Origin of the sequence: Bradyrhizobium sp. CCH5-F6 (assembly GCF_001556045.1) — a bacterium.
Taxonomy (GTDB): Bacteria; Pseudomonadota; Alphaproteobacteria; order Rhizobiales; family Xanthobacteraceae; genus Bradyrhizobium.
Map to the genome: position 1 here is coordinate 1 of NZ_LSIC01000198.1, position 19,788 is coordinate 19,788.

Annotated in this window: 16 protein-coding genes; 7 read left to right on the forward strand and 9 right to left on the reverse strand. The window is 66.8% G+C overall.

The window, feature by feature from the left end; all coding sequences use genetic code 11:
* The 3 genes from AX729_RS34575 to AX729_RS34585 all read right to left on the reverse strand — a co-directional run.
* Window positions 1-2,276 (reverse strand): xanthine dehydrogenase family protein molybdopterin-binding subunit (locus AX729_RS34575; protein ID WP_061028864.1); only part of this gene is annotated, 2,276 nt, incomplete at its 3' end.
* Window positions 2,277-2,401: 125 nt separating this feature from the next.
* Window positions 2,402-3,502, reverse strand: coding sequence for a S1C family serine protease (locus AX729_RS34580; protein ID WP_061028867.1), 1,101 nt, complete (start codon window positions 3,500-3,502; stop codon window positions 2,402-2,404).
* Between the two features lie 187 nt (window positions 3,503-3,689).
* Complete coding sequence (locus tag AX729_RS34585; protein WP_061028869.1) at window positions 3,690-4,565, reverse strand: dihydrodipicolinate synthase family protein; 876 nt, start codon at window positions 4,563-4,565, stop codon at window positions 3,690-3,692.
* 162 nt (window positions 4,566-4,727) lie between these two features.
* On the opposite strand from AX729_RS34585, the gene AX729_RS34590 reads away from it, so the two are divergent.
* Window positions 4,728-5,876, forward strand: a complete 1,149-nt coding sequence (locus tag AX729_RS34590; protein WP_082770615.1) for a GGDEF domain-containing protein — start codon at window positions 4,728-4,730, stop codon at window positions 5,874-5,876.
* Between the two features lie 15 nt (window positions 5,877-5,891).
* Here the strand turns inward: AX729_RS34590 and AX729_RS34595 are convergent, their stop codons facing one another.
* On the reverse strand, window positions 5,892-6,857 hold the full coding sequence (locus tag AX729_RS34595) for a VOC family protein (protein ID WP_061028870.1): 966 nt from the start codon (window positions 6,855-6,857) through the stop codon (window positions 5,892-5,894).
* A 202-nt stretch (window positions 6,858-7,059) separates the two neighbouring features.
* Here AX729_RS34595 and AX729_RS34600 point away from each other — a divergent pair, with 202 nt between their 5' ends.
* On the forward strand, window positions 7,060-7,926 hold the full coding sequence (locus tag AX729_RS34600) for a S1C family serine protease (RefSeq protein ID WP_061028872.1): 867 nt from the start codon (window positions 7,060-7,062) through the stop codon (window positions 7,924-7,926).
* Entirely contained in the window at window positions 7,923-8,294 is a 372-nt protein-coding gene (locus AX729_RS34605; RefSeq protein ID WP_061028874.1) for a response regulator transcription factor, read from the forward strand. Before AX729_RS34600 ends, AX729_RS34605 begins: the two co-directional genes overlap by 4 nt.
* Window positions 8,295-8,424: 130 nt before the next feature.
* Here AX729_RS34605 and AX729_RS34610 read toward each other — a convergent pair whose 3' ends face one another.
* Window positions 8,425-10,764 carry a Tex family protein gene (locus tag AX729_RS34610; protein ID WP_061028877.1) on the reverse strand — a complete coding sequence of 780 codons (2,340 nt, stop codon included), beginning with the start codon at window positions 10,762-10,764 and terminating at the stop codon, window positions 8,425-8,427.
* Between the two features lie 309 nt (window positions 10,765-11,073).
* On the opposite strand from AX729_RS34610, the gene atzD (AX729_RS34615) reads away from it, so the two are divergent.
* Window positions 11,074-12,183 carry a cyanuric acid amidohydrolase gene (gene atzD / locus AX729_RS34615; RefSeq protein WP_061028879.1) on the forward strand — a complete coding sequence of 370 codons (1,110 nt, stop codon included), beginning with the start codon at window positions 11,074-11,076 and terminating at the stop codon, window positions 12,181-12,183.
* 105 nt (window positions 12,184-12,288) lie between these two features.
* Window positions 12,289-13,758, forward strand: a complete 1,470-nt coding sequence (locus AX729_RS34620; protein WP_061028881.1) for an amidase — start codon at window positions 12,289-12,291, stop codon at window positions 13,756-13,758.
* A gap of 40 nt (window positions 13,759-13,798) precedes the next feature.
* Here the strand turns inward: AX729_RS34620 and AX729_RS40835 are convergent, their stop codons facing one another.
* Window positions 13,799-14,116, reverse strand: coding sequence for a hypothetical protein (locus AX729_RS40835; protein WP_024342208.1), 318 nt, complete (start codon window positions 14,114-14,116; stop codon window positions 13,799-13,801).
* A 134-nt stretch (window positions 14,117-14,250) separates the two neighbouring features.
* Here AX729_RS40835 and AX729_RS34630 point away from each other — a divergent pair, with 134 nt between their 5' ends.
* Window positions 14,251-15,159, forward strand: a complete 909-nt coding sequence (locus AX729_RS34630) for a PaaI family thioesterase (RefSeq protein WP_061028883.1) — start codon at window positions 14,251-14,253, stop codon at window positions 15,157-15,159.
* A 332-nt stretch (window positions 15,160-15,491) separates the two neighbouring features.
* Here the strand turns inward: AX729_RS34630 and AX729_RS34635 are convergent, their stop codons facing one another.
* Window positions 15,492-16,400 carry a PaaI family thioesterase gene (locus tag AX729_RS34635; RefSeq protein WP_061028883.1) on the reverse strand — a complete coding sequence of 303 codons (909 nt, stop codon included), beginning with the start codon at window positions 16,398-16,400 and terminating at the stop codon, window positions 15,492-15,494.
* A 134-nt stretch (window positions 16,401-16,534) separates the two neighbouring features.
* Between AX729_RS34635 and AX729_RS40840 the strand changes: the two genes are divergently transcribed.
* Window positions 16,535-16,852 carry a hypothetical protein gene (locus tag AX729_RS40840; RefSeq protein ID WP_024342208.1) on the forward strand — a complete coding sequence of 106 codons (318 nt, stop codon included), beginning with the start codon at window positions 16,535-16,537 and terminating at the stop codon, window positions 16,850-16,852.
* A gap of 40 nt (window positions 16,853-16,892) precedes the next feature.
* Here AX729_RS40840 and AX729_RS34645 read toward each other — a convergent pair whose 3' ends face one another.
* Window positions 16,893-18,362, reverse strand: a complete 1,470-nt coding sequence (locus tag AX729_RS34645; RefSeq protein ID WP_061028881.1) for an amidase — start codon at window positions 18,360-18,362, stop codon at window positions 16,893-16,895.
* A gap of 105 nt (window positions 18,363-18,467) precedes the next feature.
* A complete protein-coding gene (atzD, locus tag AX729_RS34650) occupies window positions 18,468-19,577 on the reverse strand; it encodes a cyanuric acid amidohydrolase (protein WP_061028879.1) in 1,110 nt (369 codons plus the stop codon).
* Window positions 19,578-19,788 lie beyond the last annotated feature (211 nt).

Consider the following 19,788-nt stretch of genomic DNA (forward strand, 5'->3'; position numbering starts at 1 on the left):
CCCAGCTGAACACGCCGCTGACCCCGCAGAAGATCTGGCAGGCGATCCGGGACGCCGTTGGTGACGCAAGGCGGGCCGCCGATGGCGCCGGATTCGCCGCAGCCCTTGGCGCCAAGCGGGTTGGTGCGGCAGGGCGCGGAATCATCCAGAGTCACCACGATCGGCGGGACGTCGTCGGCGCGCGGGATGCAGTAGTCCTGGTAGCTTGCGGTGAGAAGCTGGCCGTCGGCATCGTAGGACACGCCTTCATAGAGCGCCTGGCCGATGCCTTGCGCGACGCCGCCATGGATCTGTCCCGCCACCAGCATCGGGTTCACGGCGACGCCGACATCGTCGACCGTGGTGTAGCGCACGACCTTGGAGACGCCGGTCTCGGGGTCGATCTCGACCTCGCAGATATGCGTGCCGTTCGGCCAGCTCGGACCGTCGACCTCGCCCTCGGAATCGACGCTGAGCCTGGCGCCGTTCTCCTTTTCTGCGAGATCGAACAGGCTGATGCGGCGGTCGGTGCCGACCACGGTGAGCATGCCGCCCTGGTATTCGATGTCCTCGACCGAGGTCTCCAGCACGTTGGCCGCCTTCTCGCGCGCCTTCTGGATCAGATCGTTGGAGGAGACCGCAACCGCAGTGCCGCCGACGAACAGCGAGCGCGAGCCGACGCTGCCGAAGCCCATGGCGAGATCGGTGTCGCCCTGGACGACGTCGATCTTGTCCATGGAGATGCCGAGCGTGTCGGAGATCATCTGGGTGTAGGTGGTCTGCAAGCCCTGCCCCATCGCCATGGTGCCGGAATGCAGCACGACGCGCCCTTGCGAGGTCGCGTGCAGGCTGACCTTCTCGGTATGCGCGCGGCCGCCGGTCCATTCGATGTAGGAGGTGAGACCACGGCCGTAGAGCAGGCCCTTCTTCTTCGCCGCCTTCTTGCGCGCGGCGAAGCCATCCCAGTCGGCGAGCTTCACGGCGCGATCGAGCATGTGGGCGAAGGCGCCGGAATCATAGACCTGGCCGACCGCGTTGGTGTAGGGCAGCTGCGCCGGCTTGATGTAGTTGGCCTTGCGGATCGCGCGCGGATCCATGCCGATCTTGCGCGCGGCGGCGTCGAACAGGCGCTCGACGATGAAGACCGCTTCGGGCCGACCCGCGCCGCGATAGGCGCCGACCGGCGCGGTGTGGGTCATCACCGACTTCACCTCGAAATGCACCAGCGGCAGATCGTAGACGCCGGTCTGCACGAACGGCCCGAGCACCAGCGGGATGATGTTGGCCGCGCCCGAGGAGTACGCGCCGGTGCAGCCGATCGACTTGACGCGATAGGCCAGCACCTTGCCCTTTTCATCCAATGCGAAGGAGGCGGTGGAGGTGAGATCGCGGCCGTGGGTGCCGCCGACGAACTCGTCGGTGCGGTCGCCGCGCCAGCGGATCTTCTTGTTCAGCTTGGTCGCGGCATAGGCGACGATGCCGTCTTCCGGATAGAGGTTGGTCTTCTGGCCAAAGCCGCCGCCGATGTCGCCGACCAGCACGCGCACGCTGTCCTTGGGACGCTTCAGCACCGCTTCCGCCAGCACATCGCGGGTCGACGCCGGCGTCTGCGACTGCACGTGCAGCAGGAGACGGCCGGACTTCTTGTCGATCTCGGCAATGGTCGAGCGCGGCTCCATCGCCGACGGCACGAGGCGCTGGCTGACGATGTCGAGTTCGACGGTGTGCGCGGCCCTGGCAAAGGCCTCGTCGACCTTGGCCGCATCGCCATAGCTCATGGCACCGACGATGTTGTCGGGCGCCTCGGGCCACACCACGGGAGCGCCGGGCTTCACTGCTTCGACGGGATCGACCACCGCCGGCTGCACGTCATATTCCACCACGATCGCCTCGGCTGCGCTCTGAGCCTCCACGCGCGACGAGGCCACCACTGCGGCGACCGCCTCGCCGGCATGGCGCACGACCTCATGGGCGAGCAGGCGGCGCGGCGGCACCGTCATCGGCTTGCCGTCGGGACGCTTGAAAATGCTCAGGGTCGGGATGCTGCCGATGTCGTCCTTGACGAGGTCCGCACCGGTATAGATCGCGGTGACGCCGGGCATCGCGGCCGCGGCGCTGCTATCGATCGAGACGATCTTCGCGTGGGCGTGCGGCGAACGCAGCACGTGCAACCACAGCGCGCCGTCCTCCGGCTTGTCGTCGATGAACTGTCCCTTCCCGGTGAGCAGCCTCTGGTCTTCCAAACGCTTGACGGGCTGGCCCGCTCCGAAACGCAAATTGCCGGGAAGAATGTTCATTCCGTTATGTCCTCGAAATCCGGAAAACGACCGCGGCGGTTTTAACCGATTTTGCGGGCCAGACAACCGAGCCGCGGCACATCTGCAATGCGTGCCGCGCCCCTTTTGGCCGGGCAAATCGCGGGTCAGGAACGCTCGATGTCGATGATGCCCACGTTCACGTCACGGGTGTCCGAGCCCCGCTTGACGGTGAGGCGCACGGTCTTGCCGGCGCCGGCCTGCTCGAGCGCATCGGTCAGGTCGGAGAGGCGCCGCACCGGCTTGCCCTCGACCGCGGTGATGATGTCTCCGACCGCTCCGGTCGAAAAGTTGACACCGCGAATCCCCGCCCGCTCGGCCGGACTACCGGGCGCCGTCCGCACCACGATCACCCCTTCGACGCCGAGCCGGGTCGAAACGTCCTCGCCGGCGGCCACGATCCCGATGCCGGGCGTCGGCACCCGGCCGTTGCGGATGAGTTCGGGGACGATCCGGTTCACGACGTCGACCGGGACCGCGAAACCGATGCCCGCGTTCGAGCCCGACGGCGATATGATCGCGGTGGTGACGCCGATCAGCCGGCCTGCGGAATCCAGCAACGGCCCGCCTGAATTGCCCGGATTGATCGCGGCATCGGTCTGGATCACATTGGCAATTTCACGGCCGCCATGGGTCGGAAGCCTGCGCTTGAGCGCGCTGATGATGCCGCTCGTCATCGACTGGTCAAGCCCGAAGGGATTGCCGATCGCAAAGGCGGATTGCCCGACCTTCAGGTCGCTCGAGCTGCCGAGCGCAACCGGCGGTGGAAGCTCGCGCACGCTCCGAATCCGCAGGACCGCAAGATCGTAATTGGGAGCCGTGCCGACGAGGTCGACCCGGGCCACCTCTCCCGAGGCAAAGCGCACGGCGATCTCGCCGCCACTGGCGACGACGTGATTGTTCGTCACGAGGTGACCGTCGCGGTCCCAGACGAATCCCGTGCCGGAAGAGCCGCCCTGGCCTTCCTCACCCATGAGAGGATTGACCGCCGATCTCACGGCAACCTGGACGACCGAAGGCGATACGCGCTCGAAGATATCGATGGTCGCCTTTTCGGCATCCGACAGCGGCCCGCGCTGCTCGACGGCGCGTGCGGAGGGAGCCGCCCATGGGGCGAACGAGATCGGGACATGCAGGATCTTCGCGGTCGTTATGGCGAGCAACAGGGCGGCGAAGGCTGCCGCGGCAATCGCATAGCGACGATTCATGAGTGATCACCGTCTCTTGTGCTGAATACGCTCTCTTGTGCTGAATACGCTGTTGGGATGCACATGCATGGGGTGATGGACCTCGCTCACGCAGCAACGTCGGAAACGAACGGAAGTTTCTCCCTCAGGTAAGGAGCCTTTTGCTCTCGACACGGGTGCCCGGGGCAAATTGCCGCGTCGCGAGCAGCTATATCAGCTCGCGCAACGCCGCCTCCACGACCTTGCGCGCGTCGGCCGTCAGCGACGCCTGCGGCGGGACGGGGTCACCGACATCGTAGCCCTGGATCGAAAGCCCCGCCTTGATGCAGGCGGCGAGATTGAAGCGGGCGAAGGCTTCGTTGACGCGCCACAGCCGGCGCTGCAGCGCCATGGCCTCGTCCCAGCGGCCGGCCTTGCAGAGGTCGTACAGCGCGACGCTCTGGCGCGGGATGATGCAGGCCGGGCCCGCCATCCAGCCGAATCCGCCGATCAGCATCACCGCCGCAGGGATATGGGCCGAGGCCGAGAATACCCGCAAGGAATCGCCGCAGCGGTTCATGATCGAGAGCAGCCGGCCGGTGTTGGTCGAGGCATCCTTGATGTAGCCGATGCGCGGATGTTCGGCGAGGCGCGCAATGACGTCGAGGGTGAGATCGGAGCGCTGGAATTGCGGATTGGTATAGATGACGACGGGGACATCCACGGCATCGGCGATGGCGCGGAAGTAGGATTCGACCTGGGCATCGGCGAGCGGGAAATACGCCTCCAGGATCGCCAGAATGCCGTCGGCGCCGAGCTTCCGGTAGGCCTTCGCCTGCGCCACCGCGTCCGCCGTGGAGGTGGAGGCGACGCCGGCCACGACAGGCACGCGGCCCCGCGCGGCCTCGATCGTGGTCTGCACCACCGCCGTGCGTTGCTCGGCATTGAGATAGGCGAACTCGCCGGTCGAGCCCAGCGGGGTCAGGCCGTGCACGCCGGCGCCGATCAGGTCGTCGCAGAGCTTTGCGAGCACGCTGGTCCGCACCGTGCCGTCGGCATCGACGGGCGAGACGAGATAGGGAAAGACACCGTGGAATTCGGACATGTCAGGTCCATTCGGGACATCGGGCGGCCGTAGCAGCCCTCAATCGCTGCTAACACGGGCAAAAATCGCCAGCAAGCCTGCGCATTGACGACTTCTTAAGGACGTTGCGCAGCAACCATCATCTCGCGCCCCGTCCCTACCGCTTGTTAGGAACAAGCAGGGATGGTGCCGGCCATGACTCTGACAATGTTGTCCAGGTTCTTGCATCCAGATCCGCGCATCCGGCGCGAGCTCGTGGATCTCCTGTACACGTCGCTGCCGCAAGTGTCCGCCATTGGCGCCACATCGGTGACGGGCGCAGCCGCGCTGACGCTCATGAGCGGCGACACCGGCTATGCCGTGATCTCGGTCTTCATCTTCATCACGGCCGCAGCCCGCATCGCTTCTCTGCTCCGCTACAAGTCGCGCGCTGCGCAATTCTCCGATACTGACGTGATCCGCTGGGAAGGGCTTTATGGCGCCGGCGCGTCCGCCTTCGGCCTTGCGTTGGGCCTGTTGTCTTACCGCGCGCTCCAGCTCGACGACGGGCCCGGCGCGTGGATCACGTTCGGGCTTTCGATGTCGTTCTGCGTCGGCATGGTCTCGCGCGCGGCGATCCGACCCTGGATCATCCTGACCGCCGCTGCGGTGCTGTTGACGCCGATCATCCTGGGCGGCCTGCTCCACCCCGAGTTCGCCTACAAGCTCGGCGCAGTCATGCTGGTGTTCTTCTGGCTCACATTGCGCGAGGCGTCCAAACATCTCAGCGCCGCCTTCGTCGAGCGGCTCGAAGCAAAACATCGGCTGGCGCGGCAGGCCACCCACGATTTCCTGACGGGATTGCCGAACCGGGCCGCGTTCTTCCAGGCGCTGGCGGAGACGCGCGGAAACTTCGCCATCATCGCCATTGATCTCGACGGCTTCAAGCCGGTCAACGACCGGCACGGCCATCACGTCGGCGACGATCTGTTGCGCCAGGTGGCGGAGCGGCTTTCCGTTTGCATCGGCAGTCCAGGGCTCGCCGCGCGCTTCGGCGGCGACGAGTTCATGATGCTCAAGCCGGTTGCTTCAGGTGATGCCGGCCGTGAGCAAGCGCTCGCGCTGGCGCGCCAAGCCATTCGCGATCTCTCGATGCCATTCCTGCTCACGGACATTCCGGTCCGCATCGGCGCAAGCGTCGGCATTCTGGTCAGCGCTGATGCAGTCACCGCCATCTCAACGTCGCAGCTCATGGAGCGGGTCGACCGCGCCCTCTATGCAGCGAAACGTGCCGGAGGCAGCCGCTGCGCATGGGCGGATGAGGACGTCCGCCTCGAACGCGCAGCAGGCTGAAGCTGCCGCCTTCGATCACACCTTGAGCAGCCGCACCCGCGTGCCCCAGGGATCGATCGCCTCCACACCATTCGCAAGCGTGGTGAGCTGCGCACCGGCCTTGCGCAGGCGTTCCTCCTGTGCGGCGAGAATGTCCTGCTTCGCCGTCACCAGCGAGAACCATGCAAGTCCCGTGGTGGCATCGTCGCGCTGGCCGGCGCCCTGGCTCTGCCAGACATTCAAGCCGAGGTGATGGTGATAACGGCCCGATGACAGGAACGCGGCGCCGTTGCGCTTGCGCGTCGGATCAAGGCCGATCGTGCCGTGATAGAAGCTCTCGGCCTGCGCGAGATCGCCGACGCGCAGATGCATGTGGCCGACGCGCAAGCCGTCCGGCGCCTTGGCATAGTCGGCGACGCGTGTATTGGTCAGCGACAGCAGGTCGGGGATGTTGAGCTCGTCGGTCGCCATTTTCACGCTGCCCTCGCTCCACTGCCATTGCGAGGGATCGCGGTCGGCATAGACTTCGATGCCGTTGCCCTCGGGGTCGTCGAGATAGACGGACTCGCTGACGAGGTGATCGGCAAAGCCCGACAGCGGCACGCGATGCGAGGCGGCATGCACCAGCCAGCGCGCGAGGTCTTTTCGCGTCGGCATCAGGAAGGCGGTGTGGTAGAGGCCGGCGGCGTTGCGCGGCTCGATCGCGGCATCGGGACGGGCCTCCAGCACCAGCAGCGTGATACCATTTGTGCCGAGCCTGGCCGCGCTGGTAGAGCGCTCCATCACGGTGAGCCCGATTACGTCGCGGTAGTAGTCGGCGACCTTGCCGAGATTCTTCACCCGCAGCGTCACCATGCCGACCCGCATCGGCGTGCGGCTCGCATAGGTCGGCCCGCCGCCCTGCGGCGTCCCCTCGGCGCGCGCCGCGGCCGCGGCGGCCATCGCAAGCGACGTCGCGCCGGCGAGTTGAAGCAGGGTGCGGCGGGTGAGGTCGATGGTCATGAGTCAGGGCTCGCTGGGAGAGGCTTGAGGCCAATTGGTGCAATTTCCCGATTGCTACACGTTCCCGTGAGCGCCTCCCAATCACATGTTTGTCGGCCGTGGTCCTACGGAGGACTGGCCACCCGGCCAGTTTCGCAATCACCCGCGACATCCCAGATTGAAGGCGGCTTACAGGAGCCTTGAAACCTCGCAGGAGCCTTGCATGACCGATTCCACGCCTCTGTCTTCGCTGTCGTCAGCGCTCGCGGACGTCGTGGCGCACACCGCGCCGTCCGTCGTTTCCGTGCATTCGCATCGCTCCCGCGCCACCGGCTTCGTCTGGAAGCCCGGCCTGATCGTCACCGCCGACGAGGCGCTGGCCGACGAAGGCGAGGTGACGATCGGCCTGTCCGACGGCAGCACGGTCGCCGCGACGATCGTCGGCCGCGACCACACCACCGACGTTGCGCTGCTGCGCGCCGACACCGATCTCGCCCCGGTCAAGCTGTCTACCACGGTCCCGCCTCTCGGCACGCTGTCGGTCGTGGTCGCCACCGATCGCGATGCGCCAAGCGCGGCGCTCGGCATGGTGTCGGCATCCGGCAACGGATGGCGCAGCCTGCGTGGCGGCGAGATCGATGCGCGGATCGAGCTCGATTTGCGCCTGCGCTTCAGCCAGCAAGGCGGGCTTGCGCTCGACGCATCGGGCGAGGCCTTCGGGATGGCCGTGCTCGGACCGCGGCGGGTGCTGGTGATTCCGACGGCGACGATCGCGCGCGTCGCGGCGCAGCTCGAGACGCGCGGCCGCATCGCGCGCGGATATCTCGGCCTCGGGCTCCAGCCGGTACGGCTCGACGACGGCATGGGCGCGATGGTGATGCATGTCGACAAGGCCGGGCCTTCGGCTGCAGCCGGCATCCGTCAGGGCGACGTGATCGTCGCGGTCAACGACCAGAAACTGTCAGGCGTGCGTGCGCTGGCGCGGACGCTCGGGCCTTCGAGCGTCGGCGCGGTGGTCGACGTCGCCGCCCGCCGCGGCGGCGAGCCGGTCAGCTTCAAGGTCACGGTCGGCGAGAGGCCGGAGGCGTGAGCGCGGACGACGCCCCCGAGATCGTGCTGTCGCTGGAGATCGACGATCCCGCTCTCGCCGGCCGCCTGGCCGCACTGCTCGGCAACGTCGCCGGGCTACGTCTCGCTGCGCCGGGCGAGTCTGCTGCGGCGACGATCGTGGCCCGCGATCCGCGCAGCATGCCCGATGATATCGCACTGACCCAGCGCGAGCTCGACGTGCTGGCACTGATGGCCGAGGGCGCCTCGAACAAGATGATCGCGCGTCAGCTCGGAATCTCCGTGCACACCGTGAAGTTCCATGTCGGCTCGCTGCTCGACAAGCTGGACGCCACCGGCCGCACCGACGCAGTGGCGCATGCGGCGCGCCGCGGCGTGATCGAGCTTTAGGCGAGGCGGCGCCTCTCTCCTCGTCATTGCGAGGAGCTCTTGCGACGAAGCAATCCAGGATCCCTCCGCAGAGGCGGTCTGGATTGCTTCGCTGCGCTCGCAATGACGTGGATAGACCTCTCCTCCGAGCTTACACCCGCTTGCCACCGTTCTTCTCGGCCGCACGGCGCAACGCTTCGGCGAGGGCGCCGCCGCCGGAGGAGGTATCCTGTTTGCGCGGCGCCGAGGAGGTCATGCGGGCGGGATTGCGTGAGCCGTTGTCGCGCTGCATGCCGGGGGCGTCCTTCTTGGCGCCGACCTCGTCGTCGAGGCGCAAGGTCAGCGAGATGCGCTTGCGGGCGACCTCGAAGTCCAGCACCTTCACCTTGACGATGTCGCCCGGCTTCACCACCTCGCGCGGATCCTTGATGTAGGTCTTGGACATCGCCGAGATATGGACGAGGCCGTCCTGGTGCACGCCGATGTCGACGAAGGCGCCGAAGGCGGCGACGTTGGTCACGGTGCCCTCGAGGATCATGCCCTTCTTGAGATCCTTGATCTCCTCGACGCCCTCCTTGAACACGGCGGCCTTGAATGCCGGACGCGGGTCGCGGCCGGGCTTTTCGAGCTCGCGCAGGATGTCGGTGACGGTCGGCAGGCCGAAAGTCTCGTCGACGAAATCCTTGGGCTTGAGCGTGCGCACGATCTCGCTGCTGCCGATCAGCGCCTTGATGTCGCTCTTGGTCGCCGCCAGAATCCGGCGCACCACCGGATAGGCTTCCGGATGCACGCCGGAGGCGTCGAGCGGGTCTTCGCCGCCCAGGATGCGCAAAAAGCCGGCGCACTGCTCGAACGCCTTGGGTCCGAGCCGCGGCACGTCCTTGAGCGCCTTGCGCGACTTGAACGGGCCGTTGGCGTCGCGGTGCGCGACGATGCTCTGCGCAAGGCCTGCGCCGACGCCGGACACGCGCGCAAGCAGCGGCGCGGAGGCGGTGTTGACGTCGACACCGACCGCGTTCACGCAATCCTCGACCACCGCGTCGAGCGATTTTGCGAGCTTGGCCTGGCCGAGGTCGTGCTGATACTGGCCGACGCCGATCGCCTTGGGCTCGATCTTGACGAGCTCGGCGAGCGGGTCCTGGAGCCGCCGCGCGATCGAGACGGCGCCCCGCAGGGTGACGTCGAGGCCGGGCAACTCCTCCGAGGCGAAAGCCGAGGCCGAATAGACCGAGGCGCCGGCCTCGGACACGACGATCTTCGTCATCTTCAGTTCGGGCAGGCCCTTGACGAGGTCGGCGGCGAGCTTGTCGGTCTCGCGCGAGGCGGTGCCGTTGCCGATCGCGATCAGCTCGACGCGATGTTTCAGCGCCAGCCTGCCGAGCGTCGCCAGCGACTCGTTCCACTGCCGCTGCGGCTCGTGCGGATAGATCGCCGTGGTGTCGACCACCTTGCCGGTCGCGTCGACGACCGCGACCTTCACGCCGGTGCGGTAGCCGGGATCGAGCCCCATGGTGACGCGGGTGCCTGCCGGGGCGGCCAGCAAGAGGTCGCGCAAGTTCGAGGCGAACACGCGCACGGCCTCGGTCTCGGCCGAATTCCACAGCCGCATGCGCAAATCGATGTTGAGATGCACCTGGATCTTCGTGCGCCAGGCCCAGCGCACGGTGTCGATCAGCCAGCGATCGCCGGGGCGCTTGAGGTCGGCGATGCCGAACCGCTTCATGATCTTCATTTCGTAGGCGCTCGGCACGCCCGGCGGCGGCGCTTCGGCCTCGGCCTGAATTTGCAGATCGAGGATTTCTTCCTTCTCGCCACGGAACATCGCGAGGATGCGATGCGAGGGCAGCTTGGTCAGCGGCTCGGAGAAATCGAAATAGTCGGCGAACTTCTCGCCCTCGGTCTTCTTGCCGTCGCGCACCTTGGAGGCCATGCGCGCGTTGGTCCACATCTCCTCGCGCAGCGCGCCGATCAAGTCGGCGTCCTCGTCGAAGCGCTCGACCAGGATGGCGCGCGCGCCGTCCAGCGCGGCGGCTGCATCCGCGACGCCCTTCTCGGCGTTGACGAAGCTTTCCGCCACGACCTTCGGATCGTTGCCTGGCTCCGACAGCAGCTGATTGGCGAGCGGCTCGAGGCCGGCTTCCTTGGCAACTTCCGCCTTGGTGCGGCGCTTCGGCTTGAACGGGAGATAGATGTCTTCGAGGCGCGCCTTGCTGTCGGCGGCCATGATCGATGCTTCGAGGGCGGCATCGAGCTTGCCCTGCTCGCGAACCGATTCGAGGATGGCCTTGCGGCGGTCTTCGAGCTCGCGCAGATAGACTAGGCGCTCCTCCAAGGTACGCAATTGCGCGTCGTCGAGCGCACCGGTCGCTTCCTTGCGGTAGCGGGCGATGAAGGGAACCGTAGCGCCGCCGTCGAGCAGCGTCACCGCCGCCTCGACCTGCTCGGCGCGAACCCCAAGCTCCTGCGCAATTTTCTGGTTGATTTTTGCCACGCGAGAATCCCTCTGTCCAAGCACGCGATGCGGCGGCGAACCACCCGCTCGCGGGACGCCGCTTATGGACCAACCGAGGTTGATTCATCAAGGTGCGGCGGTCAATCGTCGACAGAGGATTTTTTTGCTGAACCGATGCGATCTCGCCACAATCATTGGAATGGCGAAGCTGGCGCGCAAATCCGATGGTTCTGGCCTTCTCCGACCAGACGGGAGAGATGCAAACGATCGATGCCGGCACCTTGACAGGCGTCCCGGTTCGACGACTGTTTCCCGTGCCGGACCACCGAATGCCACACGAGGACTCTCATGCAGACGACATCGGTCGGCGTCATCAGGATCGCCACCAAGGGCCCCGGCGACGTTTCCGGATTGATGAGCATGATCGGCTCCGGCGCGATCGATCCAACGGAGATCCTCGCCATCCTGGGCAAGACCGAAGGCAATGGCGGCGTCAATGATTTCACCCGGGAGTACGCCGTCGCGGCGCTGTGCACGGCCCTCGCGCCGCTGCTCGGCCTGTCCCGGGAGGACGTCGAACAGCGCATCGCCTTCGTGATGTCCGGCGGCACCGAAGGTGTCCTCAGTCCCCACATCACCGTGTTCACCCGCCGCGCAGCCGAACGCCCGGCGCGCGTCACCGGCAAGCGCCTGGGCATCGGCATGGCGCACACGCGGGATTTCCTGCCTGAGGAGCTAGGCCGCTCCGCGCAGATCACGGAGACGGCGAAGGCCGTGAAGGCCGCGATGGAAGATGCCGGCATCATCGATCCTGCCGACGTCCATTTCGTGCAGATCAAGTGCCCGCTGCTGACCAGCGACCGCGTCGAGGCCGCGGCCGCGCGCGGCAACAAGACGGCGACGACGAGCTCCTACGGTTCGATGGCCTATTCGCGCGGCGCCTCCGCGCTCGGGGTTGCGGTCGCGCTCGGCGAGATCGCCGCAGATGTCGGCGACGCGGACGTGCTGCGGCGCCACGATCTGTTCTCGAAAGTCGCCTCCACCTCGGCCGGGATCGAGCTGATGCACAACGTCGTCATCGTGCTCGGCAATTCGACGGCTTCAGTGAGCCCGTTCGAGATCGGCCATGCCGTCATGAGCGATGCCATCGACGCAGCGGCGGTGATGTCCGCATTGCAGAGCGTCGGGCTGGCTGTCGCGCCGCAGGCGACGAAGGGCCGCCAGCTCGTCAACATCTTCGCCAAGGCCGAGGCATCGCCCGACGGCAGCGTGCGCGGCTCGCGTCATACCATGCTGGAGGACACCGACATCAGCTCGACACGCCACGCTCGCGCCGCGGTCGGCGGCCTGATCGCGGGGCTTGCGGGCACCGGCGCGGTCTACGTATCCGGCGGCGCGGAGCACCAGGGGCCTCCGGGCGGCGGCCCGGTTGCGGTCATCGCGCAGCTCTCCGATTGAGAGCCCACCCCTCCGCGCCACGCAACCCTGCCCCTCGCGCCGGCTCGGTTGATTCATGCCCCTTGCGAAAGGAAGGTGGCGCCGCATCAAGGGGATTTTGACGACATGACTTTGCCGATGAGCTGGAGTGAATGGGCGCAGCACGACGGCGTCGCGCTGGCGGGGCGCGTGCGCAAGGGCGAGCTGACGGCGAAGGAATTGGCGCGGCAGGCCGCGGCAGGCGTCGCCAAGGTCGATCCGGCGCTGTCGGGCGTGGTCGAGCTGTTCGAGGACGTGATCGCCGACCCTGCCAAGGACGGCGCCAACCTCGCCGGCGCGTTCGCCGGCCTGCCGTTCCTGATGAAGGATCTGGGCCCGACCATGAAGGGCCGGCTCCAGGAGATGGGCTCGCTGCTGATGCGCGGCAATCGCGCCAGCACCGACACGTTCCTGACCGGCAAATTCCGCCAGGCCGGCCTCAACCTGATCGGCCGCACCACGACGCCGGAGTTCGGCGTGTGCAGCTCGGCCGATAATCCCGCCGTCTATGTCACGCGCAATCCCTGGAACACCGATTATACCACCTGCGGCTCGTCGGCAGGGAGCGCCGCGATGGTCGCGGCCGGCGTGGTGCCGATCGCGCATGCGACCGATGGCGGCGGCTCGATCCGCATTCCCGCCGGCGTCAACGGCAATATCGGGCTGAAGGTCTCGCGCGGCGTGTTCTCGCTCGCCCCGCACATGTCCGACCTCACCGGCCTGGTCTCGATCCAGGGCTGCCAGTCGCGCTCGGTGCGCGACACCGCCGCCTTCGTCGACCACGCAAGGGGACCGGCGCCCGGCGAGTTCATGCCGTTCTGGACCACGGCGCAGCCCTATTCCGAGATGATCAAGCGCGATCCCGGCAAGCTCCGCATTGCGCTCTCGCACACCTGGGGCGATTACACCGCAACGCCGGAGATCGCCGCCGAGCTGGAGAAGGCCGGCCGCTTCCTCGAAGGGCTCGGCCATCACGTCGACCATGCGCTGCCCGAGATCGATTTCCGTGCCGCGTTCGCGGCGCAGACCACCTGCTACATCTCGAACTTCGCGGTGGTGATCTCCAACATGCTCGCTGCACGCGGCCTGGAAAAACCGCCGGAAGACCTGATCGAGCCCATGAACATTCGCATCTGGGAAGCCGGCCGGCATACGAGCTTCGCCGAGCGGGCAAAGATGCAGGGCGTGTTCAACACGACCTCGCGCGGCTTCGGCGCCTTCTTCGAGCAGTGGGACGTGATCCTGACGCCGATCACCGCGCTGCCGACGCCGAAAGTCGGCACGAAGGAGTACCTGACCATCTCCGACAATCCCGACGTGCTCGACTGGTTCGGCAATCTCTGGCGCAATTTCGCCTTCACGCCGCTCGCCAATCTCTGCGGCATGCCGGCGATCTCGATGCCGATGGCGACCCAGGATCACGGCCTGCCGCTCGGCATCCAGGCCATCGCAAAGCAGGCCAATGACGGTCTGCTGTTGCAGCTCGCCGCCCAGATCGAACGCGCGCTGGACGGCAAGTGGAACGGCGGCAGGAAGCCGAAGGTGCATGTGAGCTGAGAAGCCGCCATCGCGCTGACGGGCGATCGTACTTCCAGCGTCAGTTCTTCACCGCCGGGATTTCCTCGTTCGGCTGCTGTTGTCCCTGCTTGTACATCGCCAGTGCCTTGTCGAGCGCTTCGCGCAGCGCCAGCGCCGCAGCCACGCTGCAACGCAGGTGCGCGGTCTGGACTACGTCGACCCTGACGGCCGCGCCGACCGGCATCAACAGGTTCGCGGCGAGCTCGATCTGGATAGCGCCGTTGTGGTGGCCGAAGCAGGATGCGCCGTCGAAATAGATGATCGGCGCCCGCTCGGCGCTGGAGGTCGAAATGGTGACGGGCCCCTGGGCGGTCGAGGGCGTTTCGGGATCGGCCATGGGCGCTCCTTGCGGCTATTCAGACGAACGAAGCGTCCACCATCCTCGCTTCGGCCCGCTCTGTCGAGGCCCAAGCGACCTGCGAGGCACATTCGGGTTTTGCGCGGCGCCCGGCAGTGGTCTAGAACAGCGCCATGTCCACTCCACCCGTCACGCTGCCGTTCGAGGAACTCGCCGAGGCGATCAAGGGCCGCCGCTCCGATTACGGCCACATCAGCGGGCTCCAGCTCGACCGCTTCGCGCCCGCCGAGGCCTGGTCCAGCCTGCCCTACCGTCCCGTCTTCGTTGGCAACAGCGAGACCGGCGTTCTGCATGGCGGCGTCGTCACGGCGATGCTGGACGAGAGCTGCGGCATGGCCGTGCAACTCGCACTCGACGGCACGCGCGCGATCGCAACCCTGGACTTGCGTATCGACTATCAGAAGCCGGCGACGCCGGGCCTCGACATCAAGGCGCATTCGGTCTGCTATCGCACGACCCGCTCGATCGCCTTCGTGCGCTCCACGGCCTATCAGGAATCCGAGGACGATCCGGTCGCCACCGCAACCGCCTGCTTCATGATCGGCGCCAACCGCACCAACATGCTCGCGGACCGGAGGATGGATGCGCGCAGCATTCCGACGCTGGAGGCGCCGGAAGACCCGGATGGGCCATTCGCGAACAGCCCGTTTGCGCGCTGTCTCGGCATTCGCGTCAACGACGACGGCACGCTGACGATGCCGTTCTCGCCGCAGATCATCGGCAACCCGATCCTGCCCGCGATCCACGGCGGCATGACCGGAGCCTTCCTGGAGACCACCGCGATCGTCGGGGTGGCGCGCGAGCTCGGCACTGCGGCGCCGCCCAAGCCGATCGGCCTCACCGTCAACTATCTGCGCTCCGGCCGTGCCCTCGATACGTTTGCCAACGTCTCGATCGTGAAGCAGGGCCGGCGTATCGTTGCCTTCGAGGCGCGGGCCTGGCAGGACGACGCGGCCAAGCCGATCGCCACGGCTTTCGGCCACTTCATGCTGCGCCCTACGCCGGGAAGTGACGAGGAATAGGCGCATTTTGACTTGACGGCCGGCGTTCCGGCCACAACGATAACGCATCCCGCGAGAGGCATTGGATTGCGGCATCCGCTCGACATCGTCGCCATGTTCGCCGCGCTTTGGCTGCTCGCATCGATGGTGCTCGACGCGCTGACGCCGAAGGAGTTGACGGCGATCATGATCGCCGTCAACTCCTTCGGCGTCAGCGCGTCGAGCACCATCGATGCGAGCAGCCAAAGCGCGGCGAACATGGCGACGATGTCGAGCGGATGCCGCAATCCAATGCCTCTCGCGGGATGCGTTATCGTTGTGGCCGGAACGCCGGCCGTCAAGTCAAAATGCGCCTATTCCTCGTCACTTCCCGGCGTAGGGCGCAGCATGAAGTGGCCGAAAGCCGTGGCGATCGGCTTGGCCGCGTCGTCCTGCCAGGCCCGCGCCTCGAAGGCAACGATACGCCGGCCCTGCTTCACGATCGAGACGTTGGCAAACGTATCGAGGGCACGGCCGGAGCGCAGATAGTTGACGGTGAGGCCGATCGGCTTGGGCGGCGCCGCAGTGCCGAGCTCGCGCGCCACCCCGACGATCGCGGTGGTCTCCAGGAAGGCTCCGGTCATGCCGCCGTGGATCGCGGGCAGGATCGGGTTGCCGATGATCTGCGGCGAGAACGGCATCGTCAGCGTGCCGTCGTCGTTGACGCGAATGCCGAGACAGCGCGCAAACGGGCTGTTCGCGAATGGCCCATCCGGGTCTTCCGGCGCCTCCAGCGTCGGAATGCTGCGCGCATCCATCCTCCGGTCCGCGAGCATGTTGGTGCGGTTGGCGCCGATCATGAAGCAGGCGGTTGCGGTGGCGACCGGATCGTCCTCGGATTCCTGATAGGCCGTGGAGCGCACGAAGGCGATCGAGCGGGTCGTGCGATAGCAGACCGAATGCGCCTTGATGTCGAGGCCCGGCGTCGCCGGCTTCTGATAGTCGATACGCAAGTCCAGGGTTGCGATCGCGCGCGTGCCGTCGAGTGCGAGTTGCACGGCCATGCCGCAGCTCTCGTCCAGCATCGCCGTGACGACGCCGCCATGCAGAACGCCGGTCTCGCTGTTGCCAACGAAGACGGGACGGTAGGGCAGGCTGGACCAGGCCTCGGCGGGCGCGAAGCGGTCGAGCTGGAGCCCGCTGATGTGGCCGTAATCGGAGCGGCGGCCCTTGATCGCCTCGGCGAGTTCCTCGAACGGCAGCGTGACGGGTGGAGTGGACATGGCGCTGTTCTAGACCACTGCCGGGCGCCGCGCAAAACCCGAATGTGCCTCGCAGGTCGCTTGGGCCTCGACAGAGCGGGCCGAAGCGAGGATGGTGGACGCTTCGTTCGTCTGAATAGCCGCAAGGAGCGCCCATGGCCGATCCCGAAACGCCCTCGACCGCCCAGGGGCCCGTCACCATTTCGACCTCCAGCGCCGAGCGGGCGCCGATCATCTATTTCGACGGCGCATCCTGCTTCGGCCACCACAACGGCGCTATCCAGATCGAGCTCGCCGCGAACCTGTTGATGCCGGTCGGCGCGGCCGTCAGGGTCGACGTAGTCCAGACCGCGCACCTGCGTTGCAGCGTGGCTGCGGCGCTGGCGCTGCGCGAAGCGCTCGACAAGGCACTGGCGATGTACAAGCAGGGACAACAGCAGCCGAACGAGGAAATCCCGGCGGTGAAGAACTGACGCTGGAAGTACGATCGCCCGTCAGCGCGATGGCGGCTTCTCAGCTCACATGCACCTTCGGCTTCCTGCCGCCGTTCCACTTGCCGTCCAGCGCGCGTTCGATCTGGGCGGCGAGCTGCAACAGCAGACCGTCATTGGCCTGCTTTGCGATGGCCTGGATGCCGAGCGGCAGGCCGTGATCCTGGGTCGCCATCGGCATCGAGATCGCCGGCATGCCGCAGAGATTGGCGAGCGGCGTGAAGGCGAAATTGCGCCAGAGATTGCCGAACCAGTCGAGCACGTCGGGATTGTCGGAGATGGTCAGGTACTCCTTCGTGCCGACTTTCGGCGTCGGCAGCGCGGTGATCGGCGTCAGGATCACGTCCCACTGCTCGAAGAAGGCGCCGAAGCCGCGCGAGGTCGTGTTGAACACGCCCTGCATCTTTGCCCGCTCGGCGAAGCTCGTATGCCGGCCGGCTTCCCAGATGCGAATGTTCATGGGCTCGATCAGGTCTTCCGGCGGTTTTTCCAGGCCGCGTGCAGCGAGCATGTTGGAGATCACCACCGCGAAGTTCGAGATGTAGCAGGTGGTCTGCGCCGCGAACGCGGCACGGAAATCGATCTCGGGCAGCGCATGGTCGACGTGATGGCCGAGCCCTTCGAGGAAGCGGCCGGCCTTCTCCAGCTCGGCGGCGATCTCCGGCGTTGCGGTGTAATCGCCCCAGGTGTGCGAGAGCGCAATGCGGAGCTTGCCGGGATCGCGCTTGATCATCTCGGAATAGGGCTGCGCCGTGGTCCAGAACGGCATGAACTCGCCGGGCGCCGGTCCCCTTGCGTGGTCGACGAAGGCGGCGGTGTCGCGCACCGAGCGCGACTGGCAGCCCTGGATCGAGACCAGGCCGGTGAGGTCGGACATGTGCGGGGCGAGCGAGAACACGCCGCGCGAGACCTTCAGCCCGATATTGCCGTTGACGCCGGCGGGAATGCGGATCGAGCCGCCGCCATCGGTCGCATGCGCGATCGGCACCACGCCGGCCGCGACCATCGCGGCGCTCCCTGCCGACGAGCCGCAGGTGGTATAATCGGTGTTCCAGGGATTGCGCGTGACATAGACGGCGGGATTATCGGCCGAGCTGCACACGCCGAACTCCGGCGTCGTGGTGCGGCCGATCAGGTTGAGGCCGGCCTGGCGGAATTTGCCGGTCAGGAACGTGTCGGTGCTGGCGCGATTGCCGCGCATCAGCAGCGAGCCCATCTCCTGGAGCCGGCCCTTCATGGTCGGGCCCAGATCCTTCATCAGGAACGGCAGGCCGGCGAACGCGCCGGCGAGGTTGGCGCCGTCCTTGGCAGGGTCGGCGATCACGTCCTCGAACAGCTCGACCACGCCCGACAGCGCCGGATCGACCTTGGCGACGCCTGCCGCGGCCTGCCGCGCCAATTCCTTCGCCGTCAGCTCGCCCTTGCGCACGCGCCCCGCCAGCGCGACGCCGTCGTGCTGCGCCCATTCACTCCAGCTCATCGGCAAAGTCATGTCGTCAAAATCCCCTTGATGCGGCGCCACCTTCCTTTCGCAAGGGGCATGAATCAACCGAGCCGGCGCGAGGGGCAGGGTTGCGTGGCGCGGAGGGGTGGGCTCTCAATCGGAGAGCTGCGCGATGACCGCAACCGGGCCGCCGCCCGGAGGCCCCTGGTGCTCCGCGCCGCCGGATACGTAGACCGCGCCGGTGCCCGCAAGCCCCGCGATCAGGCCGCCGACCGCGGCGCGAGCGTGGCGTGTCGAGCTGATGTCGGTGTCCTCCAGCATGGTATGACGCGAGCCGCGCACGCTGCCGTCGGGCGATGCCTCGGCCTTGGCGAAGATGTTGACGAGCTGGCGGCCCTTCGTCGCCTGCGGCGCGACAGCCAGCCCGACGCTCTGCAATGCGGACATCACCGCCGCTGCGTCGATGGCATCGCTCATGACGGCATGGCCGATCTCGAACGGGCTCACTGAAGCCGTCGAATTGCCGAGCACGATGACGACGTTGTGCATCAGCTCGATCCCGGCCGAGGTGGAGGCGACTTTCGAGAACAGATCGTGGCGCCGCAGCACGTCCGCGTCGCCGACATCTGCGGCGATCTCGCCGAGCGCGACCGCAACCCCGAGCGCGGAGGCGCCGCGCGAATAGGCCATCGAACCGTAGGAGCTCGTCGTCGCCGTCTTGTTGCCGCGCGCGGCCGCGGCCTCGACGCGGTCGCTGGTCAGCAGCGGGCACTTGATCTGCACGAAATGGACGTCGGCAGGATCGATGATGCCGGCATCTTCCATCGCGGCCTTCACGGCCTTCGCCGTCTCCGTGATCTGCGCGGAGCGGCCTAGCTCCTCAGGCAGGAAATCCCGCGTGTGCGCCATGCCGATGCCCAGGCGCTTGCCGGTGACGCGCGCCGGGCGTTCGGCTGCGCGGCGGGTGAACACGGTGATGTGGGGACTGAGGACACCTTCGGTGCCGCCGGACATCACGAAGGCGATGCGCTGTTCGACGTCCTCCCGGGACAGGCCGAGCAGCGGCGCGAGGGCCGTGCACAGCGCCGCGACGGCGTACTCCCGGGTGAAATCATTGACGCCGCCATTGCCTTCGGTCTTGCCCAGGATGGCGAGGATCTCCGTTGGATCGATCGCGCCGGAGCCGATCATGCTCATCAATCCGGAAACGTCGCCGGGGCCCTTGGTGGCGATCCTGATGACGCCGACCGATGTCGTCTGCATGAGAGTCCTCGTGTGGCATTCGGTGGTCCGGCACGGGAAACAGTCGTCGAACCGGGACGCCTGTCAAGGTGCCGGCATCGATCGTTTGCATCTCTCCCGTCTGGTCGGAGAAGGCCAGAACCATCGGATTTGCGCGCCAGCTTCGCCATTCCAATGATTGTGGCGAGATCGCATCGGTTCAGCAAAAAAATCCTCTGTCGACGATTGACCG